The sequence below is a fragment of the Nostoc mirabile CHAB5784 genome (genome assembly GCF_020829645.1).
Classification (GTDB): Bacteria; Cyanobacteriota; Cyanobacteriia; order Cyanobacteriales; family Nostocaceae; genus Nostoc; species Nostoc mirabile.
The window spans coordinates 87,370-100,937 of record NZ_JAIVFS010000015.1; the positions used below are offsets into that span (position 1 = coordinate 87,370).

Annotated in this window: 12 protein-coding genes; 11 read left to right on the forward strand and 1 reads right to left on the reverse strand. The window is 42.0% G+C overall.

The window, feature by feature from the left end; translation table 11 throughout:
• Positions 1-76 precede the first annotated feature (76 nt).
• Positions 77-2,755, forward strand: a complete 2,679-nt coding sequence (locus tag LC653_RS12610) for a DEAD/DEAH box helicase (RefSeq protein ID WP_229494798.1) — start codon at positions 77-79, stop codon at positions 2,753-2,755.
• 204 nt (positions 2,756-2,959) lie between these two features.
• Here the strand turns inward: LC653_RS12610 and LC653_RS12615 are convergent, their stop codons facing one another.
• Positions 2,960-3,334, reverse strand: a complete 375-nt coding sequence (locus LC653_RS12615; RefSeq protein WP_229494799.1) for a hypothetical protein — start codon at positions 3,332-3,334, stop codon at positions 2,960-2,962.
• Positions 3,335-3,873: 539 nt separating this feature from the next.
• On the opposite strand from LC653_RS12615, the gene LC653_RS12620 reads away from it, so the two are divergent.
• From LC653_RS12620 to LC653_RS12665, 10 genes are all read left to right on the forward strand, one after another.
• Positions 3,874-5,856 carry a heavy metal translocating P-type ATPase gene (locus LC653_RS12620; RefSeq protein WP_229494800.1) on the forward strand — a complete coding sequence of 661 codons (1,983 nt, stop codon included), beginning with the start codon at positions 3,874-3,876 and terminating at the stop codon, positions 5,854-5,856.
• Between the two features lie 97 nt (positions 5,857-5,953).
• Positions 5,954-6,631, forward strand: coding sequence for a hypothetical protein (locus LC653_RS12625; RefSeq protein ID WP_229494801.1), 678 nt, complete (start codon positions 5,954-5,956; stop codon positions 6,629-6,631).
• Positions 6,632-6,860: 229 nt separating this feature from the next.
• A complete protein-coding gene (locus LC653_RS12630; RefSeq protein WP_229494802.1) occupies positions 6,861-7,847 on the forward strand; it encodes a hypothetical protein in 987 nt (328 codons plus the stop codon).
• Entirely contained in the window at positions 7,832-8,767 is a 936-nt protein-coding gene (locus LC653_RS12635; RefSeq protein WP_229494803.1) for an AAA family ATPase, read from the forward strand. Before LC653_RS12630 ends, LC653_RS12635 begins: the two co-directional genes overlap by 16 nt.
• Positions 8,754-10,199, forward strand: a complete 1,446-nt coding sequence (locus LC653_RS12640; RefSeq protein WP_229494804.1) for a hypothetical protein — start codon at positions 8,754-8,756, stop codon at positions 10,197-10,199. The genes LC653_RS12635 and LC653_RS12640 overlap by 14 nt, the downstream gene beginning before the upstream one ends.
• Positions 10,196-12,298, forward strand: a complete 2,103-nt coding sequence (locus LC653_RS12645) for a CHASE2 domain-containing protein (RefSeq protein WP_229494805.1) — start codon at positions 10,196-10,198, stop codon at positions 12,296-12,298. The genes LC653_RS12640 and LC653_RS12645 overlap by 4 nt, the downstream gene beginning before the upstream one ends.
• A gap of 148 nt (positions 12,299-12,446) precedes the next feature.
• Positions 12,447-12,596 carry a hypothetical protein gene (locus LC653_RS12650; RefSeq protein ID WP_229494806.1) on the forward strand — a complete coding sequence of 50 codons (150 nt, stop codon included), beginning with the start codon at positions 12,447-12,449 and terminating at the stop codon, positions 12,594-12,596.
• 98 nt (positions 12,597-12,694) lie between these two features.
• Positions 12,695-13,003, forward strand: a complete 309-nt coding sequence (locus LC653_RS12655) for a hypothetical protein (RefSeq protein WP_229494807.1) — start codon at positions 12,695-12,697, stop codon at positions 13,001-13,003.
• Between the two features lie 11 nt (positions 13,004-13,014).
• Entirely contained in the window at positions 13,015-13,164 is a 150-nt protein-coding gene (locus LC653_RS12660; protein WP_229494808.1) for a hypothetical protein, read from the forward strand.
• Between the two features lie 97 nt (positions 13,165-13,261).
• Positions 13,262-13,558 (forward strand): hypothetical protein, encoded by a 297-nt coding sequence (locus LC653_RS12665; protein ID WP_229494809.1) that lies wholly within the window; start codon positions 13,262-13,264, stop codon positions 13,556-13,558.
• The last annotated feature ends 10 nt before the right edge of the window (positions 13,559-13,568 follow it).

Sequence of the window (13,568 nt, forward strand, 5' to 3'; positions counted from 1 at the left end):
CACTCCCCTCTCCCCCTAACGAAGTTGACAAAAGACTCGTTAGTATAGTAAACAATCTGGTTGCAAATGTGATTGAGTGAATTATCCTGCACCGTCTCCAGAACTTGACTTAGGGTCTATATTTCCCTTTGATCTGGATCAGTTTCAAAAAGAAGCGATCGCGTCCCTAAACGCCGGACGCTCCGTAGTCGTATGTGCCCCTACAGGTTCGGGCAAAACATTAGTCGGGGAATACGCCATTTATCGCGCCCTGGCGCGAGGAAAACGTGTATTTTATACTACTCCCCTAAAGGCGCTATCGAATCAAAAATTGCGTGATTTTCGAGAAAAATTCGGGTTTAATCAAGTCGGACTATTAACTGGAGATGCCTCCATTAACAGAGATGCACCGATTTTGGTGATGACCACAGAAATTTTCCGAAATATGCTCTATGGCACACCCATTGGGCAAGTTGGCATCTCATTAGTAGACGTTGAAGCGGTGATACTTGATGAGTGCCACTACATGAACGATCGCCAGCGCGGTACTGTTTGGGAAGAATCAATCATTTATTGTCCCCGGGAAGTGCAACTAGCAGCCCTCTCAGCAACGGTTGCCAACAGCGATCAACTCACCGATTGGCTAAACCGCGTTCACGGGCCAACTGACCTGATTTACTCCGATTTTCGCCCAGTTCCCTTGGAATTTCACTTTTGCAATCCCAAAGGGTTATTTCCCCTGCTGAATGATAGCAAAACCAAAATTAACCCCCGCCTTATTCAGAAGAAGAAGGGGAGAGGGGGAGAAAGGGAGAGGGGAAGAAGTGGTAGACCTGAGGCTCCTGGAATCATTTTTACCTTGAGCCAGTTAGAGCAACGGGATATGCTACCAGCGATTTACTTTATCTTCAGCCGCCGGGGATGTGATAAAGCCGTGGCAGAAGTGGGTGATTTATGGCTGGTAAATAATGAAGAATCCCAGATTTTGCGGCAACAAATTGATGACTTTTTAGCCCGCAATCCCGAAGCAGGGCGTTCTGGACAAATTGCACCCCTATACCGGGGAATTGCTGCCCACCACGCTGGAATTTTGCCTGCTTGGAAAGCACTGGTAGAAGAACTATTTCAGCAGGGGCTGATTAAAGTAGTATTCGCCACCGAAACACTAGCGGCGGGAATTAATATGCCTGCCCGGACAACGGTAATTTCTACCCTTTCCAAGCGTACTGATACTGGACACCGCCTGTTGAACGCTTCCGAATTCTTGCAAATGGCGGGACGAGCAGGCCGCCGGGGGATGGATAAACAAGGTCATGTGGTGACAGTTCAAACTCCCTTTGAAGGAGCCAAAGAAGCGGCGTATTTGGGAACATCCAAGCCAGACCCCCTTGTAAGCCAGTTTACGCCCAGTTATGGCATGGTACTCAACTTGCTGCAAACACACACCCTAGAGCAAACCAGGGAACTGATAGAACGCAGTTTTGGGCAGTACATGGCCACTTTGCATTTAAGACCAGAATACGATGAGATTGCGGAACTGCAAAAACAATTAGCTCAACTACATGAGCAAATCGCCGCAGTTGATGAAAATGAACTGGCTATTTATGAGAAATTACGGCAACGCCTGAAAGTGGAACGCCAGATATTGAAAACCTTGCAAGAGCAAGCGCAGGAAGATAGACAAGAAGAATTGGGGATGATGTTGGGATTTGCAGTGTCAGGAACTCTGTTGAGTCTCAAGGGTAAAAACATCACAGTGTCTACTCCTGTAACCGCAGTTTTAGTGGGAAAATCGCCGGGTTCTGGTCAAGCTCCTTACTTGGTATGCTTGGGACACGATAACCGTTGGTATGTGGCAACAACAGGGGATGTAGTTGATTTGTATGCTGAACTGCCGCGAATTGAAGTGCCACCTGATTTACTACCACCGCCAGAGATGCCTTTGAAGCCAGGACAGTCGCGCCGAGGTAATCAGGAAACATTTGCGATCGCTGCGCGTATTCCCGATCCGATAGAATCATTGCATCTCGCACCAGAAGTAGCAGAACAACTCAGCCGCACTACCGCCGTCCAAGAGCAATTAGAAGCTCATCCCCTACATCAATCAGGCAATGCTGCCACACTTTTCAAGCGCCGGGCCCGCTATGTCGAACTAGAAGCCGAACTTGAACAGTTGCAAGGGCAAGTAGAGCAACACTCACAACGTCATTGGGAAGAATTTCTCAATTTAATCGCAATTCTGCAACACTTTGGCGGTTTGGATAACTTAGTGCCCACAGTATTAGGGCGAATTGCTGCCGCCATTCGGGGCGAGAATGAATTGTGGCTGGGTTTAGTATTCGTTAGTGGTGAATTGGACAACTTAGATCCGCATCATTTAGCCGCCGCCGCCGCCGGTTTGGTGATGGAAACGCCCCGTCCAGATAGCAAGGTTAACTTTGAGCTTAGTAATGAAGTGGCAGAAGCCTTAGCAAAATTGCGGGGAATTCGTCGCCAAATGTTCCAACTACAACGGCGTTATAACGTAGCGCTGCCTATATGGTTGGAGTTTGAGTTAATTGCCATAGTGGAACAATGGGCGCTAGGAATGGAGTGGATAGAACTCTGCGAGAACACCACCTTGGATGAAGGCGACGTGGTGAGAATTTTACGGCGGACGTTGGATTTATTATCACAAATACCCCACGTTCCCCATTTACCAGACTCTTTCTGGCGTAATGCCCATCGGGCAATGCAGTTGATAGATAGATTCCCTGTGAATGAGGTGGTTGAATAAACAGGACGCTACGCAAAACTAGACACGCTATAGGGGCAATTCATGAATTGCCCCTATAAACCGCCCCAAGAATGAATTTAGATTTGACCAAATAATAGTAGTGGTACTTAGTTAAAAATGCTTTTTTGGTTTCGTATATGTTCTATACGTGATTAATCACGCGTATCTAACAGAAGTTATAGTCGCTATCAGCCCTCTTCAATCTTAGTAGACTAAATTTCCAGTACCGCGCAACTGACGCAAAGAATTCAAACAGAATGGACAGTCACATTTAAATAACTGAATTGCGGCATCGCTTTCCTCTTCAGTAAAGTCCAACATGGCAACATTCTCATCTGATACTGATGTGGCAATGGTTGAGGAACGTGTAGAGGTATACGGTTGCGTTCTCTCTGAATCTCGAATGCACACAAAATCTTTTCCACCATGTGGGTTAGTGATACAGGTACGACCGTCTTGTGTGTGCATTAATCGCTGAGTAATACTAGCATGGGCAGGATTCAATACCGCCAGCGTAGACATCAGCGACACAAAAATTGAGGAACTAGAAAGCAAATTCAGGATAATTTTTTTGTTCATAAATTTACTTGAGAAAATTGTCTACTAGTTTAGGGTATTCGATTCACTTTCAAACTTCAAGTGAGTTTTCCCTAAGAATAGCTAGCCTGACACTTGTTACTCAACAAAGTTCCCTATCTACCCAGTTTGATCACAAATTACTTGCTACAGCAGAATTCAGCAGTCAAACAGGCTTGATGTCTGGATTTGAAACCTAAGTAGTGTATTTCAACAAATTTAAATCCGCTCTATATCCACAAGTTGGTAATTGTTGGCTTGATGCAAGGGACTCTTTGTCTTTGAAATCTTATGCAGAGCGATAAATTGTTCACTACGAACAAAAGTTATATTTTGACATTATTCTATACAATTAAAAATCGGTATAGCTGTCTTTACAAGATTATAAATCTTAATTTAAACCAAAAGATAGGATAAATATTTAGCAATAAATCTGAGATAGATTCTCGTTCTTAAATTATCAACTTGTAAAAAGTTATTTTTTTCATTACATTTGGTAAAAGGCTCATATATCAAGTAATTTACTAGCCTCAACAGAAAAGATGAAGCGAAAACTACATTCAGAATCTTCAGGTTGTTGCAACTGTGAACATGACCATCATGAGAAACATAACCATAATCATGATGATAATCATAACCATGACCACAATCACGACCACGGTGGAGAATTCAATCTGAAAAATGAGATATTGCCTTTGGTAGTAATTTTAAGTTTATATGCGCCTGGTGTAATTTTTGAAAATCAATTACACAATACATTCTACTCAATAGGTGAATATCTGCTTTTCATCCCTGCCTATTTATTAAGTGGATGGAGTGTTTTAAAAACTGCTGGGCGCAATATCCTCAAAGGTAGAGTATTCGATGAAACCTTTTTGATGGCAGTAGCGACATTAGGGGCGATCGCAATTCATAAGTTACCCGAAGCTGTCGGAGTTATGTTATTTTATAAAATTGGGGAATTGTTTCAGGATATTGCCGTTAGTCGTTCTCGTAATTCCATCAAAGCTTTATTAGAAGTACGTCCAGATTATGCCAATATTCAAACAGAGAGAGAATTAAAAAAAGTATCCCCCAATACAGTAAATATTGGAGATATTATCGTTGTAAAACCTGGGGAAAAGATTCCCTTAGATGGTGAGATTATAGATGGGAATTCGCAAGTCGATACATCTGCATTAACTGGAGAGTCTGTACCGCGAACAGTGAGACTGGGAGAGACAGTTTTGGCTGGGATGATCAACAAAATGGGTGTTCTCAACATTAGAGTTACGAAACTATTTGATGACTCATCTATTGTCAAGATTTTAGACTTGGTGCAAAATGCCAAAAGTAAAAAAGCAGAAACAGAAAAATTTATTACTCAATTTGCCCGATATTATACGCCGATAGTAGTTTTTACATCTCTAGGAGTTGCATTATTACCTCCTTTATTCATTGCTGGTGCAACTTCTTCAGAATGGGTTTATCGCGCCCTAATTTTACTAGTTATCTCCTGTCCATGTGGACTAGTTATCAGTATTCCCTTAGGTTACTTTGGAGGTGTAGGAGGTGCAGCTAAACGTGGTATTTTGGTTAAAGGCTCTACTTTTTTAGATGCTTTAAATGCAGTGAATACAGTTGTTTTTGATAAAACTGGAACGTTAACAAAAGGGGTATTTAAAGTAGCAAAAATAGTACCATCAAATGGCTACCATGAACAAGAACTGCTGCAATTAGCTGCCAAAGTAGAATTGCACTCAAATCATCCCATCGCTCAATCTATCCGCAAGGCTTATGGTGGAAAAATCGATGAATTTGAGGTGAGAGATTATGAAGAGATACCAGGCTATGGAATTAAAGCCAAGGTTGAAAATAGGGTAGTGATAGCGGGAAGCGATCGCCTATTACATAGAGAGAATATTACTCATGCTAATTGCCAGTTAGAAGGAACAGTTATTCATCTAGCAGTGGATAATATTTACGCTGGGTATATTGTCATTGCTGATGAACCCAAAGAAGATGCTATACAGGCTATTCAAGCACTCAAAGGAATGGGTGTAGAGAAAACAGTAATGTTGACAGGAGATAATCAAGCGATCGCATCCCGGATTGCTCAACAGTTAGGTATAGATGCTTACGAAGCAGAGTTATTACCAGAAGGAAAAGTCAATGCCATTGAGAAATTACTCAGCACCGTTGGTAAGCATAGTAAAGTTGCCTTTGTTGGGGATGGCATTAATGATGCGCCAGTGATTGCTAGAGCAGATGTTGGCATAGCAATGGGCGGGTTAGGCTCAGATGCAGCCATAGAAACTGCCGATATTGTGATTATGACAGATGCACCCTCAAAAGTGGCAGAAGCAATACAAATCGCCAGAAAAACCCGTAAAATTGTTTGGCAAAATATTGGGTTTGCTTTAGCAATTAAAGGTGTATTTATTGGATTGGGTATTTTAGGTATAGCGACAATGTGGGAAGCTGTCTTTGCTGATGTGGGAGTAGCAATGCTTGCAATTTTAAACGCAACTAGAGCGATGAAATAAAATTTTGGGAAAATCAGGAATTTGTCATTGGGAAATTGTAGTAGTTATTGTTTATTTAACGCTTCTGACTGAGATTCTACTACCCAAAATAGAACCCATGAATTCATCAATCAAAGGCTTTGCTATAGCTACTTTAGCTTTACTGCTAAACTATTCAGCAAACCCAGCCTTTGCACTACCCCAGAAAATCAATCATCCAATTACTGTTGCTAAATCGCAACCATTAACAGATACCTTAATCGTTCCTGGGGAAAGAGTTGGGCCGATAACACGCACAACCACCAAGCAAGATTTAGTCAAACTATTTGGTGGATCTCGTCTCGTTGATAAAACCATTTCAGGCCCCGAAGGAATGGGTAGTTTTGCAGCTACTCAGTTAAATCTAAATCAGGGGCGATCTTTACTGGTAGTTTGGAGTGATAATACTCGTACTAAACCTCTAGATGTGCGTAACCTGGGTTCAGCTTGGAAAACCCGCGAAGGTATTGGAGTGGGAACCCCTTTGAGCGAATTACGTAAGAAGTTAGGTAACTTTAAACTCTATGGATTGGCATGGGACTACGGCGGCACGATTTTGTTAGATAGTAGCCGATTATCTAGCTATCAGGGCAAACTCATCCTACGAGTAGATACTGCTCCTAATGCTTACGAAAAGTTCCCCAATGACTACGAAGCGGTGTCTGGGGATGCTACTTTTTCCTCCACCAATCCCCACTGGAAACCTCTGAGAATTAGGCTTGCAGAAATTATCGTTGTATTGAATCCAAGTGAGTAGTGGTATGCTAAACATCAGTTTGCTTGCTAGGGCGTAGAGGGACTATGAAGACGATGTTCTTACACTAAGTCTGGAACTAGTAAATTACTGAGAGAAGAAATTACATAAGTGACATCTCGTGTCGCAATGATGTTTCAGCTATTGAAACCAAACACAGTAAACCAGATTGCTAGATCGATAATCTGGCTAGTCGTCTTGAGTAAAGATTATTGACTCAAAAAGTACCTGGATGTCTTCCGAGCAGCATCTACAGCACAAAAGCGATGCACTACAGGAACATTATGACCTGCTAGCCGAGAAGTTAAAAAGGTTGCGTCACGATAATGCGATCGCAGCAGATACTCTCATTCGCTTCCAATTAGAAAAGCAAATTGAACAAACTGAAGCTGAACTAAACGAATTGGATCAGCAGCTTGGTGATCTGGAACTAGCTCTATCTAGTGGAAGAGTGTATCGTGCTTTGTTGAAATTGGGTTATCGAGAGCAGACGCGAGCATTTCGGAGATTTATTGAGACTCATTCAGTAGCAGCCTTTCTAATCCACGGTTCACTTTATTATGGTCAGCGCTGGTTGTTAAATCGGCTAGTGGTACAAAATGTTCCCAATATTATGACAGGAAAGATTGTGCGAATTGAACTCAGTCGTATTGCTCGTAGAAGTGACAGTGCTGCATTGTGGCGTGAACTTGGTGGTAGAGTTGGTCTGGGTAGGCAAAGCTCAATTCCTGAAATTGCTGAACGAGTTTATCAATGGTGGCTAACTCAGAATGTCCTGTTAATTTTATACGATGTCGATTGTCTTTCGGAAACTCTTTTACACGATCTGATCCAAGATTTCTGGTTACTATTAGCTACTAAAGTTAAAACGGCTAGCCCACAAGCGAGTCAATTCAAATTATTAATGTTCCTAGTAGATTATGATGGCTGCGTAGGTAGTTGGAATATTCCTTTTGTAGAACGGCTCGACCCTAGTTGGAAGCCAGATAACCCTGTGAAACTGCCTGAGATTAATCAATTTTCTGACGATGAACTGACTAACTGGCTAGAGTATTCAGAGGACGAATTGCCGACTAAACTGATAGATCAGCTAGATGAAACAGTACAAATAATACTGAAAAACAGTGATAACGGCATTCCAGAACCCGCATTGGGCGAAATTTGTCAACTGTCTGGCTGTAATTGGTATGACGAAGAGGAAAAATGGTTAAGGCTGTAGGTGGAAAACTCTTGGAATATACAGGTAAAGTGCAGCCTCAGCTAGGAGAAAGGGGGGCAAATGGACAGATGTTATATCCCTATTTGCCTAATCCTGAACTGGTAGAAGCAGTCAACTTGGCGATTTACTTGGAACGTCCCTTACTCCTCAAAGGTGAACCGGGATGCGGCAAGACTCAACTTGCAAGTGCAGTTGCCTACGAACTAGGTTTGAACATGGAAGCTTGGTATGTCAAATCCACTAGTCGAGGGCGCGATGGCTTGTATAACTACGATGCTGTTGGACGGTTGCGGGATGCCCAGCTAGCTGCTTCCAGTCGCCTGACAGCAGAACAAATCCAGCGAATTGATGATCCAACTACATATATACGCTGGGGGCCTCTGGGACGAGCATTTCAGCAAGAAAATCGCACTGTCGTACTGATTGATGAAATTGATAAAGCTGACATTGACTTTCCCAACGACCTGCTGCTGGAATTAGATGAGCGGCGGTTTATTGTCGAGGAAACAGGTCAGGAAATTGAAGCAAAGGCAGCACCAATTGTTTTAATTACCAGCAATGATGAAAAAGATTTGCCGGATGCCTTCTTGCGAAGGTGTTTGTTTCACTATGTTGAATTTCCTAGTCGTGAGCGGTTGATACAAATCGTTAACGCTCTGTTTCCTACTTCACCCCAAGCTTTGGTGGATAAAGCCATAGTTCGCTTCCTACTATTGCGGGAGGAAATGCGAAAAGATAAAGGTGAGGCTGGCAAAAAAGTCAGTACCAGCGAATTAATTGACTGGTTTCGCGTCCTGCGTCGGTATCCTCAAGATGAGGCTCTGGCAAAACTGGATGGCAAGATACCTTATGCTGGCGTGTTGCTGAAAAGTTGGGATGACCATATACGCTATTTGAGACAGAGCCGTGGACGTGAATGATTTGCCTTTACTGGAACTGTTCACTAAGCTGCGCGAAACTGGCTTACCACTAGGTATTGATGAGTATCAGTTAGTTTTGCAAGCCATGCAAGCTGGCTTTGGAATTAATGACCAAGCTGCTTTGAAGCGTCTGTGTCAGACTTTGTGGATTAAATCTACAGAAGAAATGGAGTTATTTGAGTATCATTTTGAGCAAGTGATCAACAGCAAGGCTGTCTTAGCAACCTCGTCAACATTGGTTATGACAACTCAGCAGCGTCAGCTTTCTCAAATAACTCGCTATGTAGCTTTAGCAGGAGCTTGCATTATAGGAGCCGGGATTGTTTGGGGAATAACAAGCAGAAATCAAAATCAGACTACCAAAAATTCAGCAATTCAATTTCAGACGCCCGGATTAAACAATCCAACTTCAACTCCAAGAACTAATCCTAGTCCCACTCCAACACCACAGACGAATCAAACCCAGAACGAGAGTAATTGGAAAGCGATCGCACCATTTATAACTCTCGGTTCTCAAGTAGTTGGAGTAGGGTTAGCTTCGGGATCTGTTTTAACTACTATATATACAATTATTAGATGGCTGATTCAGCGACTATCTAAACAAACAGCCAATGATGATAACTCGCTTCTTCAAGCAACTACAGGCACACCCGCTTCAGATATCTCTTCAAGTTTGACTCAAGTAATTGAAGATGAAGTGCAAGTAGCTCAGGCAGTTTTACAAGCAACCAGCAAGAACAACCAAACTTCTTACAATCAGTTTATTATTTCTTTCGACTACCTACCTGTAACTCAACGGCAGATGAAGCAGATGTGGCGGCACTTGCGCCGAATGATCCGGGAGGGGATGCCAACTGAATTGGATGTGGAAGCAACAATCAAACAAATTGGATACCAAGGCACTTTTTTAGAACCTATAATCGTACCGCGTCGGGTGAACCGAACTGAATTGCTGTTACTTATTGACCAAGATGGTTCGATGGTACCGTTTCATTCTTTATCACAACGCTTGGTAGAAACTGCTCTCCGAGGAGGACGTTTAGGAAGATCCAATATCTATTACTTTCATAACTGTCCAGTAGAATATCTTTACCAAGACCCTAATCATCAACAAGCTGAACTGATTGAAAATGTTTTAGTCCAATTGCGTCAAGAACGAACTGTTGTACTCATCTTTAGTGATGCAGGTGCGGCTCGTGGTGGTTTTAATCCAGAACGTATTGATTTAACTGGGGCATTTGTGAAACAACTCAAGCAATATGTTCGCTATATTGCATGGCTGAATCCAATGCCGCGATCGCGTTGGCTTGGCACTACAGCTGGAGAAATTGCCCATCTAATCCCGATGTATGAAGTCAACCGCCGAGGTATGCAGGATGCAATTGATGTCTTACGCGGACGCTCTCCCAACTTTCAGGAGCAGATAAAATGAGTAAAATCCAACCTGAAGTGGCTAACCGACGCATTGAGTCTTTTAAAAAACGTTTTGGAAAAGCACATCTATATTTGGCTTATCATGCGGCTTTTCCCTTAGCGCTCACACCCGATTTGTTATATCGTTTGTGGGCTAACTTCCAGCGGGATATTCACGGTCAAATGCTAAGTATTCCTTGGGTAAGTGTAGCGGATTTACTGCTTTCTAGCTTATGTGATGAAGTTGGGCATGAACTCTACGAGATGGATTTAGCAATACGAAAGGAACTGCTTAAATGCTTGAAGGAAGACCCAGATTTTGGTATACAGCGACTTGATGAACTTGCTAACTTTGTACTCGATTACATTCACCCACAATTTCGTAACGATGATCCTGATATTCAAGACTTTGCCCAAGCTCAACGATGGACAGCTTTAGGTTATGTACTTCCTAGTGAAGCAACTCGCGAACTAGCATTGACTTTATCAAAATTGGATCAAAATCGAGATAAAGCAGAAATATTACGATTAGCTTCATTAGTAGAAACAGTTGGTGAATCAGTAGCAGAATTTGAGCCATTATTAATATACACCCGTGGAATGCGAAGCTTTATTCGTGGTGATTTAGAAAGCGCAATAACTCAGTTTAAAAGAGTTACTATTTATCAAAATCAAATCCAGGTAGCTGGAATAGATTTACTCGTTCCTGAAGAAATTATTAAAGTAATAGAGCATTCTATAAATGATGCTAGTAGGTCGGAAAAACAACAAATTTTCAGTTCAACTCTTAAAGTATTTAGTAGGCAAGTTGCAAGTAGACAAGATTTAATTAACAATAGCGAAACTTCATCTAGTAGGCATCCCTTTAATACAGCTACTAATACCGCGTGGTTGCAAACTCTTTTGGTCACAAGTGTAGTGGTCACTGCTTTAGTATGGGGAGTTCGGGAACTCAAATGGTTACAACCTTGGGAGTTAAGTGTTTATGACCAGATGTTGCGATCGCGTCCAGCAGAAGCACCCGATCGGCGGATTTTGCTGGTAAAAATTACTGACGAGGATCTTAAACGAGAGAAATGGACTCTATCAGATCGTAGAGTCAATCAGCTATTAAAGAAAATAGAGTCTTATCAACCGCGAATTGTTGGTTTATATCTATTCCAACCAGAAAACAACTATTTGGCGGCTAATTTGCAAAATCAAGATAACATCGTCAGCACCTGTTTGTTCAACACCTTGGGTAAAGATGAAATCCCACCACCGCCAAATTTTCCTATAGATAATGTTGGGTTTAGCAATGTGGTTGCTGACAATGAAAACGACCAAATTCTCCGCCGCAGTTTGTTATTTGTTTACTCTCCAGAGAAAAAATGTACAACATCATTTGCATTTGGTGCGCTCATAGCAATTAATTATCTGGAAAAACAAGGCATTGAATATGACTTTACTAATAAAGGAGATTTTCAGTTAGGTAAAACCCTGTTCCCGCGTTTACAACCGAATTCCGGTAGTTACGAACATCTGAATGCAGATGGCTATCAAATATTATTAAATTATCGTCATCCCAACAGCATCGCCGACCCAGTAACCCTCACACAAGTCCTCAGTGGTCAAGTCAACCCCAATTTAGTCAAAGATCGGCTTGTAATTATTGGCACTACAGCAGCTAATTTCCCTCAAGGTAGCTTTTATACACCCTACAGTGCTTTGCCAGATCAACCAGCCAGAATGTCTGCTCTGTTTATTCATGCACAGATAGCAAGTCAACTCATCAGTACAGTTTTGGATGGGCGACCTTTAATTTGGTATTGGCCCGACTGGGCAGAACTTATTTGGGTGTGGGGCTGGTCGCTCTTAGGTAGTGTTTTAGCATGGCGCATACACCATCCTCTTTTCCTAGCACTGGCAAGTGGAATAGCGATAATCGTCCTATCTAGCTTTTGTATTGCGCTCTTTTTTCAAGCTGCTTGGATACCATTAATCCCACCAGCATTAGCCTTGGTATTCGCTAGCACAAGTGTAATGGTCTATGTGAGATTTCAACCTCGAATAGCTAGTAAAATAACTGAGGAATCTCACCAGAATAACCTACCGAATAATTTGACAAAGAAAAACTAATCTGATTCTTAATTTTAGTGCTTTTACATGACTTAATATAGCAACGCATCTTAAGTTTCTTCAACAAGTACATAAGCAAAGTAAAATATCATCGCACTTCTCCACAAGTTATAGAGTATAAAAGGCGATCGCATTCTTCACCCACCGCATGACGAACCAAACTTTTACCAACGGTTATGCATTACTCATTGGCGTAGGTGCTGATTTACCTGTCACAGTCCTCGATGAAACGGCTATACGAGATATACTGATTGATGGCGATCGCGCCGCCTATCCACTAATACAAGTCACCCAGTGAAGCTTTGAAGTTTAGCTTCATCAACTGCAACACCCCGACACGAATCGCTCTTGCTGCTACGGTAAAATTGAGAAATCAAGCAGAAAATTTATGAATTTATGACTACAGATAGATTAGAGACAATTGAGGAGATTCTAGCCCAAATCACAACTTTAGTAGGGGAAAGTGCTGTGGCGATTGCTGAATTACGCTCCAGCATTGAGCAAACTAGACAAAACAATGCAGTCGAGAATGGTGAACTTACTTCAAGAGTCAATTCACTAGTGCAAAAAGTTGAAGTCCATCAGCGTAACCATGAAGTATCTCAACGCAACATTGAGGTAATTATTTCTGAGATTAGAGTGTTGAGAACGAAAAGTCAGCGCATCTTAGAACATTTATTTGGTAGAGAAGAAAACCGCGAATGATGGCATAAAAAATGACAAAGCAAACTTTTAGCAACGGTTATACATTACTTATTGGCGTAGGTGCTGATTTATCAGTCACAGTCCTCGATGCAACGGCTATACGAGATATACTAATTGATGGCGATCGCGCCGCCTATTCACTAATACAAGTCACCCAGTGAAGCTTTGAAGTTTAGTTTCATCAAATGCAAGACCCCGACACGCATCGCTCCTGCTGCTACGGTAAAATTAAGAAATAAACCAGAAAATCTCTTAAATATGAATACAGATAGGTTAGATAGAATTGAGGAAATTCTATCCCAAACCACAACTTTAGCACAAGCTAATGCAGCCGAGAATGCTTCACTGCGCTCAAGTATTGGGGAACTGCGCTCAAGTATTGGGGAACTGCGCTCAACTGTTAATTCACTGGTGCAAATAGTTGAAGTCCATCAGCGAAATCATGAGGTATCTCAGCGCAATTTTGAGGTAGTTATGACAGAAATTAGAGGTTTGAGAACTGAAAGTCAGCGCATCTTAGAACATTTATTTGGTAGAGAAGAAAACCGCGAATGATGGCATAAAG